Raw genomic sequence first — 23,812 nt, forward strand, 5'->3', positions numbered from 1 at the left:
TAGACACCCCAACTTTAATTTATGTACATAACTATAAGTTGCTTCGAGCTGGTCCCGCGCAAGGAGTTTGAGTAGTATGCTTTGAAGCGATCGATTGCTCAAACAGTGAGGCTGTATATTGAATAATTTTGGAATCAAATCTGTCTTTGTGACAATACCATGCCAGGTTTATTGTTTCTGAGAAATCACTTACATTTAATCTGATTAAATCTGAGCTATAATATTGTTTAGGCAATGCGCTCCAGCCTATCCCCAACCGTGCAAGCTTTTTTAATGCTTCGAAAGAATATAATTCATGTTCTATTAAAAGCGGTAATCCTAAATCAAGAAACATGCCTTCTAATCTATCGCGGATTGAAAAACCAGGAGGAGTAAGAACGCATGAATATTTTGCAAGCTCTTGTAGATCAATTTCTTTTTTCTTAGCTAAAAGATGTGTGAGAGAAGTAACAATGACAATCTCTTCTCGATCAAGGACTGAACATTGAATAGCACTATCGATATCCATATCTTCTGTGGTTAGGGCCAGGTCAATGAAACCATTAAGAAGAAGAGTGTACAACTCTTGTTTGGCGATTTGTCTTATATGAAATTTTGGGTAACTCACTCCACTTTTTATTAAAAACTCCATAAAAAACGGTACAAAGTTTAATGAGGGATACAAAGTAGTCCCAAGTGTGATTTCTATTTTGGAAAAATCAGGATCTTTTAAATCAGCGACTGCATTATTCAAAGTATTTATTAACTGCCTGGCGTAAGGAACAAGTAATACACCCTCTTTGGTGGGAAAGAGCATGTTACTTCTTGTTTCAAACAATTTAGCGCCAATATCCCTTTCCAAGTTATTAATTCGTTTCCTAATTGCTGATTGGCTAATAAATAATCGCTTGGCTGCCAGGGAATAAGAGCGATATTCATAGGCCATTAGAAACGATTTTAGTTCGTTACTATTCATTAATTACTCTTCGATGTTAGGCAGATGTGAAGCACGCTTCTCACTATTTAGCTTAGCAAATTTTATAAAAGAACCTACTTTAAACTTGGAATAAAAAGCTCTCTATCATTAAATCAATCTGAAAGACATGTTCCAGAGTAGTAATAACCCTGATTCCAAATTTGATTGGTCAATTAATAAGCGGATTTGTTATAATTCATAACTAACAATGTAAATAATTGTGAACAGTTATGTCACTTTTAAACTTCAAGCCTCAGTTTTATATCAAAAATAGACACATTCAAACGATATTGAGTTCCAAAAAAAAACCTATTATCGGAAATATGGTTCAGAATGAAATTGCTATAACTTTAACAGTTAAAACAGATGAAACGGTATATTTGACAGGGCTATTTTCACCGCAACCTAACCAGACGGCAAAAGGCCTGATTATTCTTCTTCATGGCTGGCTCGGTTGTGCTCAATCCACGTATATGTTGGGCAGAGGCGAACAGCTCTATCAACAAGGCTATGAAATCTTTCGTCTCAACCTGCGGGATCATGGCTCCACCATTGGACTAAATAAAGGTATATTTCATGGTGCTCGGCTAGAAGAAGTTTTTCAAGCAATAAAACAAATTACAGCCAATTATTCGGGATTACCTACTACCTTAATTGGCTTTTCTATGGGTGGAAGTTTTGCTTTAAGAATAGGTTGGAGAGACAGCTTTGAATCACAGAAAATATCCAATTTAAAGCAGATCATTGCTATTTGTCCCTCCGTTAATCCAGAGCAAGTGACGAGAGCCATTGATAATTCCAGCATATATCGGCGTTATTTTATTGCCAGATGGAAAAAAAACTTGATAGAAAAACAACGCTGTTTTCCCAGGCTATACGATTTTAATACCATTTTATTGCAAAAAAAATCTTGGCAAATGACAGAAAAATTATTAATAAAATATTTTGAATTTAAAGACATTGATGCTTATTTCGCTGAATATCATTTTTCGCCCGAAAAGCTTAAAGCGGTATGTGTACCCATGACTATATTAACAGCAGAGGACGATCCAGTAATTCCAATTAGTGGTTTTAATGAACTTAAAAATATCAATCCATTATTAAAACTACATATCACCCATCATGGCGGTCATGTAGGTTATATCTATAATTTTAGAGGTGACTCTTGGCTAGATATCATATTACCTGAGTTTATGGAAGTTAATGACTAGCCTTACTCTCATCAAGACATGCTGGCAGTTAGAGGCGAATTAGGATTTACTTGCTGGTGAAATTGCAAAAAATGGTTAAATAATTCAATCTTGTACAAGTATCATACTTTGTATTTAATGTAATAGTTTTTGGTTAATTGACACATAGCTACTGAACCAGAAACAGCAAGCATAATAGGGATAAGAAAGACGAAATTCATCCTCGTGAACTCAAAGATAAGAATAATGGCTGTTAACGGCATTTTTTGTGCTGCGGCAAGAAATGCCGTTGCGCCAATAATAGCAAAGGCATGTATGGGCACAGAAGGTAAACACAAATTCCAAATTCCTCCAAGTATAGCCCCTAGTAAAGCACCATTAGCGAGAGAAGGAGTTAACAATCCTCCTTGAGCTCCAACACGCAAGCTTGTCCAAACGAATATACTCCTTAATAAAAATAGTAAAATACTTAATCCAATTCCTACGGATTGATCAAATTCCATTTCTGCAGGGCTCTTGCCATTTCCTAATAGGGAAGGAAAATAGACTGAAAATAACCCAAGGATTAGGAAATTAAGCAAGCAGGAAAAGATCATGTGCCAGCTATGAATTGCTTTGCTGCGTTGTACTGTGGCGATTTGAATAAACCAAAAGGCAAAAAAACCTAGTACGGGACTTGCAATAATGGAGCAGATAATTAAAGATGCATTCAATGAAATATCAGGTATTTGATAGATGGATTCATTTCCCAAACCCCACCAGGATACTAAAACTGCTATGGCTGAGGAGGATAATGCAAAAAGTAAAATAGTCCAATTGTAAGTGCAAAGTAATACTTCCAAAACAAAAACAGCACCACCTAAAGGCACATTATAAACTGCGGCCAACCCAGCTCCAGCGCCACAGGCCAACATGATTTTGCTTTCTTCAGGACTTAATCCTGCTTTGGCTGATAACCAAGAAGCATAGACTGAGCTTACTTCGCGGGGAGCTACCTCTCGACCAAGAGGGGAACCTAGTGCAATGGTTATGATTTGCAAAAAGGCATGAATGAAGGTACTGAGTGGCGGCATAGGTTTACCAGATTTTATTGCCAAGGCAATACTGACCAGAGGCTTACCGAAGCTATAGAGAGCCCACCAACCGATACCTGCAATTAATCCACATAAAAAGAGGATAGTGATTCTTCTTTCCGGGGATGAAGCTCTGACTCCTTCTAGAAAGGTTTCATTACTTATAATGTGGAGGGGGCTGTAACCATAAGCAATATGTTGAAGATAATGTAGTAATAGTGCGAGGCACATCCCTAAAAATCCTGAACCAACACCCACTAAAACAATGACCAGAGCCAGAGAAGCTTTAGAGCTTTGAAATAGTTGATTTTCGGTCCTGACTGACTCCATTCTGTGAGTTCCTTTTAAATAAACTTATTGTCGATACATTTCTAGAAGCAATGAGTTCATTATTTATTTATGCTGTTTTTTTGGCAAGTGGAATTGTCCAGATCTAAGTTCAAACTATTAATCATTTAAGCGCGACGCGCGCGAATGTGTGGCGCTGATGGCCTTACTCTCATCAAGCAAGCGTAGGCTGGGCTGTGAAGCCCAGCAATCATTAAATCCCGCTTGGAGAATAGAGATCCTGCTGGGCTTCACAGCCCAGCCTACGGCTTGCTTCAACATTATCTAGCTCTAGATAAGTAATGAGCAGTCGATGCGGACGGTCGCTGGGAATTACGTAATAAGCATTACCTGAAATATGATCGCTATTGAAGGATGTCATATTTAAACTGAGTTTGGGGTCAACAAGTAGGCATGTTCGAACACCCTTTTCTCTAAAGTATCTCCATCCAGTTTATCTTCACTTAAATCAGGATTTGCCGCGTTTGCTTGCAAACGGGAGAAATCCTTCGGATAGAGAAGAAAAATCCTGTTTGCAAGCAATAGGCTACGCTAGCTGAGAATAATTAGGAAAATCAATCACAGTAATCAATAAGAAAGTATTTGCTCTTGAAGGTTCCAAATTTGACTATATTTAACATTGAAAAATCTATTAACCAAGGAGTGGCACTATGAAAAAATTTCTTCCCATTTTACTTGCAACAGGTCTAATTAGTTTGGGCTCAGCTTATGCTAGTAGTAGTGGCTCAAGCTCCGGAACCTCTTCCAGCACCTCTTCTGGGGCGGGAACAAGCTCCGACACTGGAACTCCTGGTTCTGGCACGGGTACTAATACGGGTAATACCACCACAATTAACGATGGAGTAGGTGATGGCTCCACAAATAATCTAAGTACCTCAACAGGAACCACTAATACAAATCCTAATACCACTACTGGAACAGAAATGAACGATAGCGGAGACACCGACTCCAGTTACGAGCACTAAAATATGGAAGTTAAGGAAAATTTTTCTTAGCTCCATGAAAATTTTAAAATAATGAGAGGGGTGTTGATTTTTTCAATGTTCCTCCACGAAACTTAGCAAGGTAGATACTGTCTTTAAAAGCAAGCAACCTTTTAATGAAAATGTTGCTTGCTTTTAAAGACAGTATCTACGCTAGATGAACCTATGACAGGAAATGACAATCTGAATAAAGAAATTATTCGATGGGGTGGCAAATACCTTTCATCTCATGGATATACACTCAAAAGCAACCTGCCAGAAAATGTGCAAAACACACCTTGGTCTTATGTGGTCCGCTTTGCAACATCTGAAGGTTACATTTATTTGAAACACACGCCAGATCTGCTTGCATTGGAGGCTATCATTACCCGGGTTTTGCATGATCAATTTCATGCTTCTGTTCCAAAAGTTATCGCACACAATGCTGAATTAAATTGTTTTTTAATGAAAGATGCAGGCAGGCCATTGAGAGAAATTCTGAAAAAGCAATTCGATGCAACCTTGCTTTGTAAGGCTATCGATCAATTTACATCGATACAGTTGGCTGTCGCAGATCATGTCAATATTTTTCTTAATATTGGTGTTCCCGACTGGCGATTGGATAAATTACCAGCCTTATACAAGCAATTGCTTTCACAAAAAGACATATTAATAGCGGACGGGCTATCAGACGTAGAAATTAGTGAATTAGAGACGCTGCTTCCAAAGGTTTCCGAGCTATGTAAAAAATTATCCGGCTATTCTCTCAAGCAAACCATTGTTCAATGTGATTTTCATGACAATAACATCCTCATAGCAGATAAATCGCAAGATATAACGATCATTGATTTAGGTGAGGTAGTAATTTCACATCCGTTTTTTTCATTGATAGGCTGTTTGCGACAGGTAAAACTTCACCATGCACTGACAGCGGAAGATAATATGTATCTGCAGCTTATGGATGCCTGTTTTAAAAATTATATGAATTTTGAGTCTAAAAAACATTTATTAAATGCTTTTGAGATAGCACACCTATTATGGATAATTTATGAGGCATTGGGTCAATATCGGTTGAGGATCGCATGTGATAAAGCGAGATTTATGTCATTTCAAAGACATGGAAAACTGAGTGATAGATTGAAAGAATTTATGACCGCATGTATTGCGATTGACTGAGGATTGTCAGATGGGCTGAGAAAAAATAAATATCAAGTGTTTATTCAGTTATGTACAAACCTGAATAAACACGTTATTACCCGTATTCACTTATGTTTTGATTTGCAAATTGCTTTCAGAAATGCAATAGGTAGTCAAATCTGGCTCATTAGTGATTTTAAACAAGTCAGGTTTGCCAGGGTTAAAAAAGCGATGTCTAGATACTTTGTCATACAAATAATAGCTACCCCACACTAACCCCGTTACCGTTGTTACTCGAGCGCTATCTATTACACTTGTTTTGGCAGCTCGACCTAAAAAACTAAATGCACTTCTCCTAAAAAATGATAGCATAACTCCCTCCGATTAATGTTTGATAATCCTGTTAAATGTTTATGCAGGAATTTTAAACGAAATGCAATTGGGAATGCAACTCTAATGACATAAGAATCATGAAGAAGATATTAAAAAATAAATGATGAGAAAAATTGATTAAACATTAATGAAAACATCCGTGTTTAAAATAACATCCTGGTCTATTTCATTATTAATGTACATTTAAAAGCCTTACTTAGGGCTTTTTCCAGGCCAAACTTTTTGCAACGGCTCAGGTCCCATTATATGATCCAAACTAAAAATAAGGCCAAAAGTTATAGCCGCTTGAGGGCTTCTAATGAGCACTTCTTTTAAGAAACTAAGCTTGAAAAAGGCCATAGTAGCTTCTTTAAGCCCTACAGTTTTTACGTGAGATTTCGTATTCTGGAACATAGTATAAGGGGTTACTGTCAATAAACGGCCATCTACCACTCTGGATGCTAAGACCTTTTTGTCAGCATAAGAATTAGGAATAGTCGTGAAAATGGTTGCAACCACACCGGAAGTAGCACCACCTGCTAACTTATTATAAAAATCGTTATTAAATTTATAGAAAGAACTAATGTAATCTCCCATAAAACCGATAGCAGAGAAATTAATAAAGCCTGCGATAGAACGAGAACCCCAATTAACCTTCGTTAATTTCCAAAAATTCTCTAGAGACCATTTAAAGTTTGTTTTGGTAATAATTGCGCCACCTTGCAACTTTGCTTTATTACTCAAAGCGCTACTTAGTCCGAGATCTGCCTGCGAGAAAAGGAAGGTTCCAAGCCAACGTTGCTGTATAGTTCTTATTTCATCTTCTGGTGATTCTCGATTAGTTTGCTTAGAGGTTACAGCCACGGCCCCCCGTTTTTGACCAGCAATTGCATAAGATAGAAAACCACGATATAAGCCCAAAAGTCCTTTGTTTGATGAAGGTGCACTGGATTGTTGCTGCAACCGAGTTAACACTATTTGAAAGGGCTGGGTTGTCGCAGAAACAACAAAAGAAATAACCATCGTTTTAAAGGTCAAATTGGTCAAATCATACGGCGTTAGCATAAAAGATGGTTTTTTCTTGCCTGAATTATTACTTGTTTCATGTTTTTGCTGCATTGTAGTTTCTCCTACAGATTATGTTTGTGCATATAGTAATCATTTTTTATTAAGAAAATATTAAGTAAAAATTGTAAATTATGCTCATTAATTGTGCTTTGATTCAGAAGAACCAACTGATGGGGATCTTGAACCATTAAAGGCTAAGATAAATAGAGGTGCTTAGATAGAATGATGATAGGGATTGAAACTCCGAATTCTTCATATGGTTTGGATCATTTAAAAGATCAGATTGATCTCTTGTAAAAAGAGACATGATTAACCCTCAAGTTATGCGCAATAAAAAAGCATAAAGTTTATTTTATGCTAAACTACTTTTTAAATTCCTATCCTTCAGATTTTTTCTATGGCTAAATTCAACGATCCAAAAGAACGATTAATTTATGCAGCAAAAACAGGGCTACACCGTACGGTAGCTAATATGTTTGGGACACAGGATCAACACCAGGGGCTTGACAGTAAAAGCATCGATGAAGCATTACAACAGGCTACAAAAGCAGGCTTATCGGCCCACACCAAGGGTGATATTGAAAAAGCCGGCAAATATTGGAAAATTGTGGAGTCTATTTTTTCCTTAAAGACACCTCCAAAAGCAAGCGACCCAGTTCTTGAGGAAATCTTATCCACGTTGGATAAAAATAAACAAACTGAGCTAGCTAAGAAAATTCGAGCCCTGGGGAGTCATCAAGAACCAACAAGCGTACGTCCTTTATCTCCTGCTGAAGCAGTACAGAATCGATTGATTAATGCTGCCAGGAAAGGTCTGCCACAAACTGTGGCCTACCTCTGTAAAATACCAGAGTACCTGAAAGCGCTAGATTTAAAAACGAGTGATAAAGCCTTGAAAGAGGCAATCCAAGCAGGATCAAAAGCACAATCGAGGGAGCAAGTAAGTAAGTATGAGCCCAGCTTAAAAACGTTATGTGCATTACGTCTTAGGCAAATTAAACTGGTTGCGGATTCTTATGACGAAGTAAAGGCCGTTGATCTACCAGCTACAAGTCTTGACAAATTATTAAGGGAGTTAACAGATTCAGGGATAGCTGAAGCGAAAAAAGGGAATCAGATGGCAGCTTCTCAATACTGGGAGGCTATCCAGGTATTATGCTCCTTAACGTTAAAAGGATATCGTCCTAGTGATTCAGTGATAGATGAGGCCTTAGTAAAACTTGCTAAAAATCAACAAAGCAAAGTACTGAGAAGTTTAATTGATCCCCTAGGTCAAGAGAGAGTTTTAAATGGAGCCCTGTCAGCATACGCTAAGGAAGAATTAGCATGGTTCCTAGAAGAATCCGCATGGTCTAAACCCTTAGATCAAGAGAAAGTTGACGAGGAATTTGCAGATTATGCTATTGCAGGAAAATGGTATGATGCGTTTACAGTATATTTTAAGCGAATGCCTAGTCCATCTCAGCAAGCTCATGACTTCGCTATAAAACAGGCATTTGAACGAAAAGAGTGGGATATTGTCGAATTTCTTCTGCAAATTAATGAGCCAACTGCTGTTTCTATCGTCGATGAGCTCTTAAGGCAGGCTGTGAAGGATGATCAATTAACAATAGTCGAACAAATTTTTAGTTTTAAAACCTTGCCTTCCCTCAAGGCTTTTGAGGAAGCGCTAGCATCCGCGAAGCATGCGAAAAAAACAGAAATAACTAACTTGCTTAAAGCTGCTAAGGCAGGAGATTTTCCGTTAGAAACCCATGTAGAGGCTAAACCCATATTTAAAGTTAATTCCCAAAATGACTTTGATCGTGCTTTAAAATGCTCAGCATATTTGAGGGATTGGAGTAGTGTTGCCTCACTATTAGAACAACAAAAACCAAGTCAAGAAGTTGCGAATGCTGTATTAATACTCGCTTTAGAAGAAAAGAAGTTTGATATTATCGAACAGCTTATTCTTATGGATGATAGCAATTCGCTTGCGATCCCAGATAAAGAAAACGCTAATGCGCTGTTTTACCGTTGGGTTGAAAATGGAGAGCTGGATTATATTAAGAAATTGTTCCTTAACACCACCAACCAACCTACTCAAAAAGCATTAAATTTAGCCTTAGAATCTGTTCCTAAAACGTCAGAAATGGGCAAGTATTTGGTTTTGCAGAAACGATTTTCTTCAAACAAGGATCCATTACAAGGCGTTAGGTCAGTAATTGAACACTATGTCCGTTTCAATCAACATCTCTACGGTGTGGTTCCTGATTTTGAACGCCTCGTCCACGCGGTTAAGCAGTTTGAACAGCTCGAAAAAGCGGAAGACAGACAGGCCTTAATGGCCATAATGGGTGAATTTGTCGAAGTCCTGAAAGGCTTTAAAGATTTGCGTGATTACAAGGACAAGGAGTTTGAGCGTTATCTGAATTTTATTCAAGAAAAGGTTACTGGAAAACTAGTTACCCCTCGAGATGATCGAATATTAGTATTAGAAGAAGAACATAAGGAAAAGGGAACTGAGGTGGACTCTGAGCTCAGAGAGCCAGGTATACCGCCTTCCGAGATTTATTTTAGAAAGTTGCCGAAGGCCTCTGAGATGGCACAACTGGCTTACCATGATAAGTTAACCGAGGCTGCTCGCAACAAAAAATGGAGTCAGGTAGAAACGCTTCTGAATTCGTCACAACAACCCAATTCCCTGGTTGCCAACAAAGTCTTGCATCTCGCGGTTAAGGCTGGCCAATTGAACATCATCAAACAACTCTTTGGGCTTGATATCCCCAACCAGCCTACCGAGTTGAAAATTGCCATACGGGCAGCCAAAAAAGCGAACCAAGGAGAAATCGCAAAATATCTTACCGACCAAGATATTCTAATTTCTAAAGCAACCAATCCCCTGCAGGCTACCCGGTTGATTCTGGAAAATTATGTGAATAAGCATAAAAGAGAAGCTTTTGTCAGTCATTTCTTCGATTCCCCCGTGTCAAGGGTGCGGGAATTGATTAATGAAATAAAACGCATCGAAGACAGCGCAACACCAGAAGAAAAAAATGCCCACGCGCTTAAGATTCTTGATGAGTTAAGAGATATCCCAGATATAAGCCGCAATCAAAATTTAGTTAGCCGTATTGATTTTATCGAAGAGCAAATCATTTCACTCCAAGATAAAAAAGCGATATCACCCTCTAACCCATTTTAATTTGATCCACTGCCTGTTGATTCAAGTTGTTAATGATTAAACTCACCAATTTAACGGCTTGTTCATAATCGCGTTTATCAAAAACACCAGCCTGTTGATGGGCGTAACGAATAGGAATACCAATATTGATGGTTGGTACCCCAGGACCTGACCCTTGAACTTTGGAACCGTCTTGACCATAACCGGTTTCGACTTCCAGTTGCACCTTCAGGTTATTTTTTTCGGCGAGGGTCAAAATCCAATCCAATAAAGCTTGGTTAGGTATCATCGATCGGTCATAGATAAATACGCTTGGTCCTTTACCTAAAGTAATACGACCTTTACGTTCGGCAATTAAGGCTGGATAATCGTCAGCAATGCCCACTTCAATGTTGATGGTGATATCGGGATGGGTACTATTAAAAACAGTCCCGGCTCCTCGCAATCCAACTTCTTCTTGAACCGTGGCAGCGACATAAAGTTGATTGGGGAGTTTTTGATTTTTAATGGTTTTTAAAACATCACTAATGAGAGCTAATCCCAAGCGATCATCCAAGGCTTTTGCTAAAAAGCGATGTTCACTTAATTGACTAAATTGGCTGGCGGGTGTGACTTGCAACCCTGGACGTATACCCTTTTTTTCCGCCTCTTCTTGATTTTCTGCTCCGATATCCAGAAAAATGGCATTGTTAATAGGGGTTAGCGATTTTTTGGTTTCATCGAGAAGGTGAGTGGAGTCCATTCCTGAATAGGCCAGCACAGGTCCTTTGGGGGTTGAAATGATCCAACGTTGCGCGTAAATCACGGCAGTTGGGATTCCTCCCAAAGGAATCACTTTTAAAAAACCATCTGACGTAATGAATTCTACCATATAGCCCACTTCGTCCATATGGGCCATCAGCAACACTCTAGGTCCTTTTTGATCGGATTTGAATTGACCAATTAAATTTCCAATACCATCTGTAGTGGCTTGGCTCAAGGAGTGTTGCCATTGTGACTTCACCACGTTTCTTACGGCGTTTTCGAAACCGGGTGCGCCCGCTAAGTCGGTTAGTGTAGCAAGAAAGTTGTTGTCATTATTGGGGGCAGCAAAAATGGAGTTTCCTAACAACATTCCGATTGCGATTAGCTTTTTCATGTCATGTCCTTATGGTGTAATTTCTTTTCAGAAAGCGCTCAGATTACGATCAGACTATGCTTTGCTATCTTATTCAAGTGATTTTTTTGCAACAAAGCCGATCTTGCCCCCTATATTCTTTCTCTATTTCATTTCATAATAAGATTCTCAATTTAGCAAAGGGAATTATTTATGTATAAAAAATGGAGTCTTTTTCTGTTTGTGGTATTGTTTGGATTGTCATTCAACTTATGTGCGCGGCAACAAGGAGGTGGTGACGATTTGAAAGGTGTATGTGAGTTGGCCGGGGGAACGTGGACGGGAAATGAAGGGGGTAATTGGGCATGCTGTTGGGCTGACTGGGGTTGTTATGGCTGCTACAACGGGGTATGCAAAATGCAATGCCGAACCAAGCGCTGCAGAGATGCAAATCGAATGAGAGCAGCAAAGCCAGGCACAAAGTCACTAAAAGAATTGGCACCGGCTGGCAAGATCGCACCAATTGTGCCGGTAAAGTAAAAAGTTAAAGCCAAAAAGCGTAGCCCGGATTAGCCACCTATGATGGCGTAATCCGGGAACTAACGGCGATTAATATCAATATGTTATTTCTGAGAATAAGACTATCTTATTTCTACCCTTGTTTTTCGCTTCGTATAAAGCCTTATCAGCGGCGTCAACAAGTTCAGCAGGTGTTTTGGCATCGTCAGGATATACCGATATCCCAATTGACGCGGTTATCTGACCAACTGGCTGGGCCCCGTATTTAACCTGTAATTTGGAAATGGTAGATCGGAAATTTTCAGCCCGCTGCTTAGCAACTTCAGCATCAACATCATAGAGTAATAGAACAAATTCTTCTCCACCGTATCGAGCTGCAATATCACCAAGGCGAACATCGCCACTTAAAATTTCACCAATCTCTTTTAATACAACATCTCCGGCGTCATGACCAAAAGAATCGTTGATTTTTTTAAAATGATCCAAATCTAACATTAGAATCGCAAATGAAGCTTTTGTACGTTCTGCCTGGTGCAATTGTTTAAATAGAAAATCTTCCAGATAACGGCGATTATATAATCCTGTGAGTGGGTCACGGATGGATTGATATCGCAAATTCTCTCTTAAACGGACATTAGCCAGTGCCAATGCTGTAAGCTCTGCAAATGCTGTTATCAGCAGTCGTTGATTCTCATCAGACAATGGTGATTGCTTTTGATTAATTTCAAAGTATAACAAACCATAAATATCATTCTGAGCCATTAAGGGCACACAAAGAAAAGATAACTTTTGTTGTTCGAGGGGTGTTATATGGCTACATATCAACTCAAGACGAGATGAACCTACATAATGAATTCGACCAAGCCGAATAGCCCAACATTGCTCGGGGGTGAATGTTATTTCTTGCTTGCGAGGCTCTCCCCAACTTGTTGCTTTTTCTAAATAATTTTTGGAAGGATGCATGATAAACAAATAGCCACTGGAAAATTGAAGCAGCCGTTGTGAATACTTGGACATGACCTCACTTAGTTCTTTTTGGGAACTACAAGCCAGCATGATGTCACTCATTTCAACCAGTAAGGTAATTTGTTCATTTTTCTCTTGCAGTTCCTTCATGCCATTAGCAAGCTTTTCATATGACTCTTGTAGCTCAATATGTTCCTGAACACGTTTGGTAATATTACGAACGCTCTGCACTACTCCTCTAATTTCATTATCACCATTTTGAATGAGTCTGGAGGTTATTTCATAAATATTTTTTTCCTGGTCTGTATTAAATTCGATATTTTTTGTTTCTTCATCACCTTGCAAAGAGTTTTTCCAAGCTTGAACCAATTCTTTTTTACTTTCAGGAATATCAGCAAGAGCCTCTTCCATGGACATATTAATGGTTATCGATTTTTCAAAAAGATGTTTAAATTCACGTTGATAAGCCTCATTGAAAGTGATAAATCGATGCTCTTTATCAAAAGCTGCGATCATATCACTGGCACTTTCTATAATTCTCCGCAATTGGACTTGTGTACTCTGATTCTGAAATTCAGTTTTTCTGCGAGTCGATAATTCAATATTTGCCAGAATAAAAGCAGCCGTTAAAAACAAGATGCTGACAGTACCCCCAATAATTAAAATGAAACTACTTGTATCAGCCCATTGAACCGCATTGGTATTTCTTTCTGATAGCAACACAAGCTCGACGGATTTGATTTCTTGTCCAAGACTTTTAACCTGATTGGACAGATCCCGGCTTTGATTGAGCAAGTCATAGCCTTCTTGAGTGCCCAGTTTGCCATTTGTTTTTAATTGCATGACTTGATTTAACAAATTTAGTCTCTGTTCGATCAAATCGATAAAATGGTGAATTCGTTTATTTTGTTCTGGATTATTCTCTGTTAATTGAACAAGTTTGTCTAAATTCAATTTCAATGTTGATTTGATAAGATCCGCATCAACTAGAAGTTGGGGATCTGAACCTCGAATAAGATAGCCACGTTGACGAGATTCGATATCCACCACATTATAAAGACAATTATCTATAGTTTGGATGACTTCATAAGTATGAGAAACCCAATTACTGGCTTTGATTAAATTTTTTACTTGATTATAAGATATGATGTTGATAATTAATAGCAAAGAAAGTGCGACAATAAAAATGATATTAAGTGTAGCTCTACTCAATCGAAAGTTACTTAAGTAGCTTAAGGCGTTTTTATGCCAATTGTTATCCATTTAATTGAATCATCCCTGAAATTTTTATTGTTTAATATTTTGCATTATTCCAGTCACTAGTATAGTTCAAAAAACAAAGACTAATGGAAGCATGATAATCGCAGCATTCTGATCAAATTGGCTAGTAGTCTCCAAAATATTGAAGTGTCTTCTATCACGCAACGTTAGGGTCAAGAGAGGATCCCAATTTATAACAACCAACAGCAGTTAAGGTTATTGCAGCGCATCCTAATAAATAAAAAGCAGGGGCTTCTATCAAATTAAAAAAATGAATGAACCAAGTAAATACTAAGGGAGCTACTCCACCAAATAGAGCAATCCCAAGACTGTAACTGAAGCCAACACCCGAATAACGTATGGGTCCTGAGAACGATTGAGCAAGCAGTACTGCATAACTGCCATTAATCATCCCGCCTAAAACAGAAAAACCAAGCACGAATACCCAAATAAACCATTCACCACAAACAGTTAATTGATAAAATAAAAAATAACTGAGGAGTAGTAAACCTAAGGCCCCAACAGTCAACAATTTTTTGCGAGAAACATAATCAGATACTCGCCCAAACAAGGAAGTCATAAGAGCAAAACTTAAAAAACTGATGAAGTTTATCCAATACGCATAGGAAATCTCCATCTTAGCGATACTGGTTAGATAGGTGGGCAAATAAAGAAATAAAGAAATTATGGACGCTGGTACTGCAGTAAGTAAGAAGCCAGTCAGTAGTTTTTTTCGTGATGATTTTAGTAATTGTAAAATAGGAACATGATATATTTTTTCCTCTTGTTTCATAGCAATGAATACGGGTGTTTCCATGGCTTTTCGACGTATTACATAACTAATAATCCCTAAAAGAAAGCCAAGAATAAAAGGAATTCGCCAACCCCACGCCATCATTTGTTGTTGATTGAGAATAGTCGTTAACAATAAACCCACCCCCGCCCCTAGTGTATTACCGAGTGTAATACACATAAACACAAGGCCTATGGAAAATCCGTGTCTTGTTTTTGGAATATGTTCCAAGATAAAGACAACCGCCCCAGGAATTTCTCCGCCAACGGAAAATCCTTGAACGAGTCTCAGTCCGATCAATATAAGGGATGGAACAATTCCCATTGATTGAGAACTCGGCAAACATCCCATCAATAAGGTAGCCACAGCCATCATAAAAACGGCTAGTGAAAAAGCTGATTTGCGACCATATCGATCACCCAAATGACCAAAAAAGATTCCACCCAGTGGGCGCGCCAGATATCCTAAAGCAAACACGGCGAACGTATTAATTAACCCAACCATTGGGTTTGTATTGGCAAAAAAATGATGGCTTAGAAATGGGGCGAATAAAGCATAGATAGTAAAATCGTAAAATTCTAACGTGCCACCCAGTGCAGTTAATTTGACAATATTGTATTGTTTTTTAGTCATTATTACATCGCATAATGCATTAATTTTGTGTGCAATATACCATGGGCGTTGTTACTTTAATTAGATTAAACAGCTTCCTTGATTATATCGTCTCTAATTTCGGCAATAGAATTGCATTCGATAAGAATAATATCAGTTAATGCTTTCACAGCATGAACGGTATGGGGTTGTACTTCTATTATCATGGGGGCATTAATTATCTGGAGCGTTTTATCAGCTGCTGATTTAGTTCTGTATGAGAACTCTATTTGTCCAGATAAAAGGATAAACGTTTTAGGATTGGTAACGATACTTTTCCCTGTGTGATAGCTATTTCCTGAAATGCTTCCTTTCTTGCGAGTAATAAAAATAAAATCTTTTTGTTTTCTTGGTAAGGAAAATTCTTGGGTAATACCTCGTTCGTCTTCACCTAATAAATTAAATTCTTTCATTACCACACAATTAGATGGATTCATTTATACCTCATTCATCTCTGAATTTATCAAATACTGTTTTTGTGGTACCCCACGTTTTATGGCTATATTAAGGGCATTTGCCAAGAATGGAAAGGCACATCTAGCTGTTCACTGACCAAGAGTATTGCGGCCTTTAAGGAGCATGGTATAAAGATATTCCGAAAACCGGAATTGGGAGTCTGTAGCAACGGATAAAATATTTGATTTTTAACCAAGGAGTTAAATATTTTCTCTAATTGCTACAGACTTGCAGAATATCATTCTCACCTTAAGTCAACATTAAATAACCAAGTTGATTATTTATTTTTCTTTATTGACAGTAGATTAGTAAAAATGATAAAAAACCTCAAACTCAAATTCGTATTAGCAATGTTTAGATTTTATATTTTCCTTGGTGTGGCACTCATGACAGGAGTTAGTTTTGCGAAACCCTGTACAATAACACACAGAAGCTGTTTAAAACTCAAGAATCAACACTCTCAGCTTGTAAGAATTAATTGCAATGGGCTAAATGAGCTGTTTTCTGCGGGTCATTCAGAGGGATCCACTCAATTGGATTTAGGTTATGGCGATGGACTTGGTGCACCTGAGCCGCGATCAATTAACTGTAAGCTAGATTATTCAGGCGAGCGGCCAAAGCAAAATTTTAGTTTTTATAACCCTTATTGGGGCTCAGTAATTGAATTTAATTTGATATCTGAAAAAAAGCTAGAAGTACACATAACTGATGGCTGGAGCTCTAAAGCAACGCATTATACGTTCGCCTGGTAATTAAATTTTACCTCCAAGTGTTAGCTTATTTTTGCGGGTGTAGTTCAATGGTAGAATCTCAGCTTCCCAAGCTGATGGCGTGGGTTCGATTCCCATCACCCGCTCCATTAAATAGGGGGCTGTTGACATTTGTCAACAGCCCCTAATATGTGATTAACGATAAACGTCTGATTTGCAGATCCCTAACATGAGCCATTTACTCGATTTATCTATTCTTAAAAAAAACCGTGACTTTTCCTTACTCTACTTAGGTCAATTTATTTCATTTATAGGCACAATGATTACTGGTGTGGCTCTGCCTTATCAAATTTATCATTTAACTGAATCTACTCTGATGGTTGGGCTACTCAGCCTGGTGCAATTGCTGCCTCTACTTATTACTGCATTGCTAGGTGGTGTTTTTGCCGATCGATATAATCGGCGTGGATTACTTATTATCAGTGAATTATTACTTGCTATTGGTTGCTTTTTCCTGGCATTCAACTCCAATCTTGCTCATCCTGACGTAATCCTGATATTTATTATCGCTTCAATAATGTCAGCGATTACCGGATTGCATCGACCTGCTTTTGACAGCATCATACAACAAATTGTTAAGCCAGAGGATTATAAAAAAGTAGGGGCTCTTAGCAGTTTCAAGTTTAGTTTTTGTATGATTGTTGGGCCAGCGATTGCAGGACTAATCATTGCTCAATATGGTATTGTAATAACTTATATCATTGATTTGCTGACTTTTATCATTTCATTGGTCAATCTAAGCTTAATGCACTCAATACCCAAGCCTCTAATCAACGAACATCCCTCCATTTTATCATCGTTGAAACAGGGTATCCGTTTTGCTTTTAGTCGACAAGAATTAATTGGAAGTTATTTTGTCGACTTCTTCGCCATGATTTTTGCTATGCCAAACGCTCTTTTGCCTGCCATTGCCCAGCAGTTTGGAGGGGCTAAAACTCTAGGATTACTCTATGCTGCCCCAGCGGTTGGCTCATTAATTATTTCTTTCGTTAGCGGTTGGACTGCAAAAATTACTCATGATGGAAGAGCAATCGCTGTTGCTGCTGCTTTGTGGGGGGCTGCCATTATTGGGTTTGGTTTAGCAGGGTCATTATGGTTGTCTTTTCTTTTTCTTGCGCTTGCGGGTGCATTTGATGCTGTTAGCGGTATTTTTAGAGTCAGCTTATGGAATCATACTATACCTCAAGAATTAAGGGGGCGTTTGGCTGGGATTGAAATGATCAGTTACTTAAGTGGTCCCAAATTGGGTGATACCAGAGCGGGCCTTGTGGCAGCAGGCTTTGGTATCCCAATTGCGTTAATATCTGGCGGTATTTTATGTATGATAGGGGTAGGCGTCTGTTGTTTTGCGTTACCCAAATTTTGGAATTACCACTCAAAATAAAGAATTATTCATTAACAGTTTTAGAATGTTGTTAACAATGAAAATTAAAATTTTCTTTTTTGCTTTAATCATTAGCAGCCAGGCTATTGCTGCTCCTCGTTTTGTCCCTGCAGAGCCATTACCTGCCGCTCGTTATAGGATTAATGGACCTGCCTTATGTGCAACAGCCAAAGAAACCTTGGCCTATTTAAACAAAGGAAGCCACTATGATCCGCGTGTTATTCACGAAGGCAAAGTCTTCAAGGTGTCACTTGCACGTGTCAAAGCAACCTTAGTATTTATTTGCAAACATCAAAATGAACTACAGGATCCCGCTTTTATTAAAAACCATTTTGATTTCGTTCGTTGGTATCCGGACATCGAACAAACCAAGCCGCTGAGATTAAATAAACCGTTAGTCGCCAACTTGCCAAAAGATAAAATTTTAATGACTAAGTATTATGTCCATCGTGCCAAGGCATCAAGCAAACCCACCCCAGCCTATCCCTTAGCGCTTTATGCGCTTCCAAGGGACGAAGAATCCCTGACAGTTGAGGAAGCGGACGCTAAACCTGAACTTATTCGATTTCAATATGGGAAACAGGCGATATTAAAAGGAGCGTTGACAAATAAAAAGGTCCCCGTTCTGGCTTATTTAAATCGAGATGACTTAGAAGCTGCTTTGATGCAAGGCACTATTGTCGCTGATTTTGGCTCTCATGATAGCCCGGAAAAAATCTTTAACGTCCACCGCTGCAACAATATTCCCTACGATAAAGCCCAAAACCCGTATAAACAAGAGCGATACTGGTATTTTAAGTCCGTAGATGGCATCAAAGGTTATGGCAAAGATGCTGAGCATAAAATTACAGTCAATAGCGAAGTCACTTTTGCAGCTGATCTTGCGCAATTCGGTTTGGGAAAACTACTGATGGTGCAATATCTCGATGAGACAGGAAAAATGGTGACACGCGCCGGTATTTTCGCTGATACTGGTGGTGCATTCGAAAATAACTTGTATCAGGTTGATTATTTAACAGGAAGTTATGCGGGTAGGGAGGCTTTTTATCAAGCAAACCGCCATTTACCGAATTATGTGACGGCCTATTTCATGGTGCTAAAAAGATAAGAAAACCTTCAACGAATCAAAGAATTGCCAGTGCTTAATGTTTTCTCCTGTATCCCTGCCTGTAGTAACAGCAGGAACTTGAATTTATTCAAACAAGATGTTTACAAGAAGTTACAAGATTACCGTATTTTTTACCCCTATTGTGCATATTTATTTTTTTGTACTATGCAAAAAACTGATAACGAGAATTTCTTATGAAAGCAGTCTGTGTATATTTAGGTGCAAGCTCTGGCAATAATAAAGCATTTGAACAGGCCACTATAAAACTTGCTCATGAAATCGTTGATATGGGGCTTATATTGGTTTATGGTGGTTCAAGTTTAGGAATGATGGGGCTTTTAGCAACTACTGTGAAAAAATTGGGTGGTAAAGCAATTGGCATTATAACTACTCATCTTTTAGATCAAGAGAAACCATTAGAAATTCTAGATAAGCTGCATGTGGTTGAATCAATGCAAGAAAGAAAAAAGATGCTCCAAGGGCTGGCAGATGTCTTTATAGTAATGCCTGGAGGTTTAGGTACTTTAGAGGAGGCCATTGAAACATGGAATGCTATTAAGATAGGAGAAATAGATAAAAGAATAGGGTTTCTTAATGTTGATAACTACTTCGACGAGTTATTCAGGTTTATAGAGCATTGTCAAAGCAGTGGATTTATGCACATAAAACAAACTGCAATCCCTATAGTAAATAGCGACCCTGGTTTATTACTTAATAATTTAATTCAACCGATGAAACAAATTGATATAACAAATAAAGTACCTGTGTTGATTTAAAAGAGTTAGAGTAGCTTATGGGCGGTATAAATAAATTTAGAAAAACACTATGCTTTATCCAGCAGTAATAACATAAAAGAATTGTTTAATCCTATTCTTAACTCCATAGGTATTACCTATTTTAACTACTTAAAAATATACAACGATGATTGTTCTCGAGAGTTATTAACAAATAATCCTGAGTGGATTGATCATTTTTATAAAAATTCATTATTTAATTCAGTTGGGGCAGTAGACATTGAGCACTTGTTGCCAAAAGGTTATTTTCTTTGGTCAGAATTGGATTGCGAGGATCCAGTGTATCTTCAAGGACGAGATTTTTTTAACATTGATAATGGAATTAGCTTTATTATAAAAAGAAATGATGTTACCTATTTATATATTTTTGCCGCAAGCAAAGAAGAATACGCAATAAATAATTTCTATATTGGGAATATTGATCTGCTTCAACGCTTTATCCATTATTTTAATGATAAAGCAAGGCCACTAATACGGGAAGCATCAAATAATCGCATTTATTTACCTAGCCAACAAAAAATAAATCAGGAACGAATAAATAATATTGTCGCCTCTAAGAAAACAAGAGAAACATTTCTCGAACAAACGCAAGTGAATCGATACTTTTTACTAAATGAATCAGATAACTTGTATTTAACTAAAAAACAGGCAGATTGTGCTCGATTGTTTGCGAAGGGTTACACATCCAAGCATATTGCTAGAGAAATGAGTTTATCTCATAGAACGATAGAAGGTTACATTATTGATATAAAGAACAAATTACAAGCATCCTTAAATAGAAGCTTAACTAAACAGCAAACAATTCAGATCTTACGTCATTCAAATATACAATAACTTGTCCGAGTATTTTTTACGGGTACAAGGATAAAGTTATTTGGCTAAAATTGGCTAATAAATTTTAGAATAAAAATATCAGGGGCTCTTGCCATTTCATCTTAGACTACGTCCCGCGACTTATTCACGGCGCTATGTCTAGCGTAGACAAACAATGGCAGGTCGGCATTGTAGATCAATTGTCAACCTAATATTTTTAATAAATTATTATCAATTTATTTGTAGGAGCAACACATGGGATGTGCCTTAGAGTTTCCTGAGTCAGTTGTCAGAGTTGAGTTTTGTGGTCAAGGTGACAAACAGAAAATTATAATTGATGTTTTAACAAAGCATAGTGAGATGGATATCAATAAACTCGCTTTGGCACTAGGGGTGTCAGTAAAGAAACTGAGAAATATTTGCGACGGTAAAAATTTTCTTGTTGGTGAGCAGGCAGATAGTTTATTACAATTATTTTTAATGTTTTTGAGTCGACAGTTTTTTCATAAATGTACTTTAATCAGGAGTTTTATGGATTAATTTTTTGTAATGAGGTGATCAGAGCTACAGATAGAGTTACTCATTACCAAAATATAACAAGTCAATAGCGAAGTCACTTTTGCAGCTGATCTTGAGCAGTTCGGTTTGGGAAAACTACTGGTGGTACAATATCTCGATGAGACAGGAAAAATGGTGACACGCGCCGGTATTTTCGCTGATACTGGTGGTGCATTCGAAAATAACTTGTATCAGGTTGATTATTTAACAGGAAGTTATGCGGGTAGGGAGGCTTTTTATCAAGCAAACCGCCATTTACCGAATTATGTGACGGCCTATTTCATGGTGCTAAAAAGATAACATGAAAATTTTAATATCCTTTTTATTCTTTATAAGTTCTCTGGTGCATGCTTTTTCTTGTCATGATCCTCAGATAATTCATAAAGCACCCATTCAATTTAATGAAGAGCGTATTGCTTTAACACGGCAATATCAATTAACCCATTATGGGATTGACTCCAAATCAATTGAAATTGAACCGAGAATGATTGTGTTGCATTGGACATGTATACCAACTCTCGAGGCAACTTTTCGTGTATTTGATCCTCCTACTTTTCCACGAAGCTCTCCGCGCACAAAGGAATTGCCTGGGAACCTAAATGTATCAAGTCATTTTGTTGTTGATCGTGATGGAAGCATCTATCAGCTCATGCCTGAGACTTGGATGGCAAGGCATGTTATAGGTCTAAATCATTATGCAATTGGCATTGAAAATATAGGGGGAGTAGATAGTCAGGACGACTTAACCGAAGAACAAGTAAAAGCAAATGCATTTTTAGTCTGCTATTTAAAAAAGAAATATCCAGAAATAACATATGTTATTGGTCATAATGAATATTTAAATTTCAAGAACACTCATCTTTGGCTGGAACGAGATCCCAATTATCAAACCGATAAAAACGATCCAGGGCCCGTTTTTGTTAATAAGGTACTGAAATTAGTTCACTAATTGACAGATGAAACGACGATCTTTAAGCAAATTAATCATAAGAACAAGCTCGAAATATTTTTTCAACCACATGCGTTTTGTTATTAGTAATTTGACCTTTGAGGTTACCAAATTTCCCCTGGACATGAGCCATCATCCAAACAAAAAGAGATTCTAAATTATTTCCAGAGCGATGGGCTATTTCTAAATTATCAATATATTCTTGCAGTATAAGTAGACATCCTATTCCCAATAAGAAAAGTGAATTAGAGGCGCACTATCAGTGCGAACAAGAGACGGTATAATGTGATTACAAGTTTTAGGAAGTATTCGAAAAATAAATGCTTATACAATATAATGTGTTAATTATAGCATAATGTTTATCGTTGAATTGTGATTCAACGACTTGGATAGATGCCTATATATTAGAATTTCAAAAATTACCTACGCAAGAATAGCCAATAGTAAACCAGCGAACCAGAAATCATGCCAATAACAAAATATAAAGGATCAAAATTGAATGTAGCTAAGGCGGTGATGGATGGTCCCGGGCAGTAACCTGCCATTCCCCAACCAATCCCAAAAATAGCACTGCCTATTAGTAAGTTTTTGTCTATGATTTTTTTCTTTTCAGGGAAGTAAAACGTCTCGGCGAAAATGGGTTTCTTACGTTTCTGGATGATTTGATATCCTAAAAATGTGGTCACAACCGCAGCAACCATAACCATTAACAGGGTCGGATCCCATGCTCCGGTAACATCCAGAAAATTTAAAACTTTATTGGGATTAATCATGTTCGAGATGGTCAGTCCTATGCCAAATAAAATCCCAGTCAAAAAAGCCATTAAGCTATACATGCATCCCTTCTCCTACGTGTCGGAACAAATACACTGTAATCATGGCGGATAAAATAAAGATCACTGTTGCAGCAATGGATCGCGGTGATAATCGTGCTATTCCACAAACGCCGTGACCTGAAGTACACCCCTGTCCCATCCTTGTACCAAACCCAGTCAGAAAACCACCAAGCAACAGCCAGTAAACAGGAAAAGAGTGGCGCAAAGGGAATTGAATGACAGGCATTAAATAAAATAAAAAGCCACCAATGATTAAGCCTAATAGAAAAGCGCTACGCCAGAAGGATGTCGATTTTTCAGGTGGTAAAAGACCATGCAAAAGACCGCTGATACCTGCGATTCGACCATTTAGCCATAGGAATAAAACCGTTGAAAGCCCGATAAATATTCCACCGGTTAGACCACGATAAGGAGTAAAATAGGTCACATAATCCATAAAATATGAGCCTTTGCAGAAACATGTAATAAGAGAAAAAATATTATAGATACAAATTCTTAGGAAAACCAACTGACCTGTTCATAATAATTATGATTCCATTGATCCAAGATCGATGAACTATAATTCTTTTATTCGCTAGGTAGGAGCGGTGG

General features: G+C 37.9%; 20 protein-coding genes, 1 tRNA gene and 1 pseudogene. 12 read left to right on the plus strand and 10 right to left on the minus strand.

Annotation, left to right across the window (positions count from 1 at the left end; translation table 11 throughout):
• Positions 1 to 31 precede the first annotated feature (31 nt).
• On the minus strand, positions 32 to 955 hold the full coding sequence (locus CKV79_RS00800; RefSeq protein WP_051546053.1) for a LysR family transcriptional regulator: 924 nt from the start codon (positions 953 to 955) through the stop codon (positions 32 to 34).
• 230 nt (positions 956 to 1,185) lie between these two features.
• Between CKV79_RS00800 and CKV79_RS00805 the strand changes: the two genes are divergently transcribed.
• On the plus strand, positions 1,186 to 2,166 hold the full coding sequence (locus CKV79_RS00805) for a YheT family hydrolase (protein WP_028372299.1): 981 nt from the start codon (positions 1,186 to 1,188) through the stop codon (positions 2,164 to 2,166).
• A gap of 101 nt (positions 2,167 to 2,267) precedes the next feature.
• Here CKV79_RS00805 and CKV79_RS00810 read toward each other — a convergent pair whose 3' ends face one another.
• A complete protein-coding gene (locus CKV79_RS00810) occupies positions 2,268 to 3,548 on the minus strand; it encodes a chloride channel protein (protein WP_028372298.1) in 1,281 nt (426 codons plus the stop codon).
• A 668-nt stretch (positions 3,549 to 4,216) separates the two neighbouring features.
• Between CKV79_RS00810 and CKV79_RS00815 the strand changes: the two genes are divergently transcribed.
• Positions 4,217 to 4,531, plus strand: coding sequence for a hypothetical protein (locus CKV79_RS00815; RefSeq protein ID WP_028372297.1), 315 nt, complete (start codon positions 4,217 to 4,219; stop codon positions 4,529 to 4,531).
• Positions 4,532 to 4,714: 183 nt separating this feature from the next.
• On the plus strand, positions 4,715 to 5,704 hold the full coding sequence (locus CKV79_RS00820) for an aminoglycoside phosphotransferase family protein (RefSeq protein WP_035914859.1): 990 nt from the start codon (positions 4,715 to 4,717) through the stop codon (positions 5,702 to 5,704).
• 90 nt (positions 5,705 to 5,794) lie between these two features.
• On the opposite strand, the gene CKV79_RS00825 is transcribed toward CKV79_RS00820, so the two are convergent.
• Positions 5,795 to 6,037, minus strand: a complete 243-nt coding sequence (locus CKV79_RS00825) for a hypothetical protein (protein WP_035914856.1) — start codon at positions 6,035 to 6,037, stop codon at positions 5,795 to 5,797.
• Positions 6,038 to 6,250: 213 nt separating this feature from the next.
• Positions 6,251 to 7,156 carry a hypothetical protein gene (locus tag CKV79_RS00830; protein ID WP_051546052.1) on the minus strand — a complete coding sequence of 302 codons (906 nt, stop codon included), beginning with the start codon at positions 7,154 to 7,156 and terminating at the stop codon, positions 6,251 to 6,253.
• 346 nt (positions 7,157 to 7,502) lie between these two features.
• On the opposite strand from CKV79_RS00830, the gene CKV79_RS00835 reads away from it, so the two are divergent.
• Entirely contained in the window at positions 7,503 to 10,289 is a 2,787-nt protein-coding gene (locus CKV79_RS00835) for an ankyrin repeat domain-containing protein (RefSeq protein WP_028372296.1), read from the plus strand.
• Here the strand turns inward: CKV79_RS00835 and CKV79_RS00840 are convergent.
• From CKV79_RS00840 to CKV79_RS00860, 4 genes are all read right to left on the minus strand, one after another.
• Entirely contained in the window at positions 10,276 to 11,382 is a 1,107-nt protein-coding gene (locus tag CKV79_RS00840; protein ID WP_051546067.1) for a M42 family metallopeptidase, read from the minus strand. The genes CKV79_RS00835 and CKV79_RS00840 overlap by 14 nt on opposite strands.
• Positions 11,383 to 11,979: 597 nt before the next feature.
• Positions 11,980 to 14,112 carry a sensor domain-containing diguanylate cyclase gene (locus tag CKV79_RS00850; protein WP_028372294.1) on the minus strand — a complete coding sequence of 711 codons (2,133 nt, stop codon included), beginning with the start codon at positions 14,110 to 14,112 and terminating at the stop codon, positions 11,980 to 11,982.
• A gap of 154 nt (positions 14,113 to 14,266) precedes the next feature.
• Positions 14,267 to 15,535: an MFS transporter gene (locus CKV79_RS00855; RefSeq protein WP_051546050.1), complete on the minus strand. Its 1,269-nt coding sequence runs from the start codon at positions 15,533 to 15,535 to the stop codon at positions 14,267 to 14,269.
• 65 nt (positions 15,536 to 15,600) lie between these two features.
• Positions 15,601 to 15,990: a hypothetical protein gene (locus CKV79_RS00860; RefSeq protein ID WP_028372293.1), complete on the minus strand. Its 390-nt coding sequence runs from the start codon at positions 15,988 to 15,990 to the stop codon at positions 15,601 to 15,603.
• An 804-nt stretch (positions 15,991 to 16,794) separates the two neighbouring features.
• On the opposite strand from CKV79_RS00860, the gene CKV79_RS00870 reads away from it, so the two are divergent.
• From CKV79_RS00870 to CKV79_RS00905, 8 genes and pseudogenes are all read left to right on the plus strand, one after another.
• Positions 16,795 to 16,868: transfer RNA gene (locus CKV79_RS00870), tRNA-Gly, on the plus strand.
• 80 nt (positions 16,869 to 16,948) lie between these two features.
• Positions 16,949 to 18,163, plus strand: a complete 1,215-nt coding sequence (locus CKV79_RS00875; protein WP_028372291.1) for an MFS transporter — start codon at positions 16,949 to 16,951, stop codon at positions 18,161 to 18,163.
• A 37-nt stretch (positions 18,164 to 18,200) separates the two neighbouring features.
• A complete protein-coding gene (locus tag CKV79_RS00880; RefSeq protein ID WP_028372290.1) occupies positions 18,201 to 19,271 on the plus strand; it encodes a hypothetical protein in 1,071 nt (356 codons plus the stop codon).
• A 194-nt stretch (positions 19,272 to 19,465) separates the two neighbouring features.
• Positions 19,466 to 20,047 carry an LOG family protein gene (locus tag CKV79_RS00885; RefSeq protein ID WP_028374251.1) on the plus strand — a complete coding sequence of 194 codons (582 nt, stop codon included), beginning with the start codon at positions 19,466 to 19,468 and terminating at the stop codon, positions 20,045 to 20,047.
• 81 nt (positions 20,048 to 20,128) lie between these two features.
• Positions 20,129 to 20,899: a helix-turn-helix transcriptional regulator gene (locus CKV79_RS00890; RefSeq protein ID WP_028374250.1), complete on the plus strand. Its 771-nt coding sequence runs from the start codon at positions 20,129 to 20,131 to the stop codon at positions 20,897 to 20,899.
• Positions 20,900 to 21,133: 234 nt separating this feature from the next.
• Entirely contained in the window at positions 21,134 to 21,418 is a 285-nt protein-coding gene (locus CKV79_RS00895; protein ID WP_028374249.1) for a hypothetical protein, read from the plus strand.
• 60 nt (positions 21,419 to 21,478) lie between these two features.
• A pseudogene (locus CKV79_RS00900) lies at positions 21,479 to 21,736 on the plus strand (hypothetical protein); the annotation flags it as partial.
• Between the two features lies 1 nt (position 21,737).
• Positions 21,738 to 22,385: an N-acetylmuramoyl-L-alanine amidase gene (locus CKV79_RS00905; protein WP_028372289.1), complete on the plus strand. Its 648-nt coding sequence runs from the start codon at positions 21,738 to 21,740 to the stop codon at positions 22,383 to 22,385.
• Between the two features lie 419 nt (positions 22,386 to 22,804).
• On the opposite strand, the gene CKV79_RS00910 is transcribed toward CKV79_RS00905, so the two are convergent.
• Positions 22,805 to 23,221, minus strand: coding sequence for a DUF6691 family protein (locus CKV79_RS00910; protein ID WP_028372288.1), 417 nt, complete (start codon positions 23,219 to 23,221; stop codon positions 22,805 to 22,807).
• Complete coding sequence (locus CKV79_RS00915) at positions 23,214 to 23,657, minus strand: YeeE/YedE family protein (RefSeq protein ID WP_028372287.1); 444 nt, start codon at positions 23,655 to 23,657, stop codon at positions 23,214 to 23,216. The genes CKV79_RS00910 and CKV79_RS00915 overlap by 8 nt, the downstream gene beginning before the upstream one ends.
• Between the last annotated feature and the right edge of the window lie 155 nt (positions 23,658 to 23,812).

The organism is Legionella lansingensis (assembly GCF_900187355.1).
Lineage (GTDB): Bacteria > Pseudomonadota > Gammaproteobacteria > Legionellales > Legionellaceae > Tatlockia > Tatlockia lansingensis.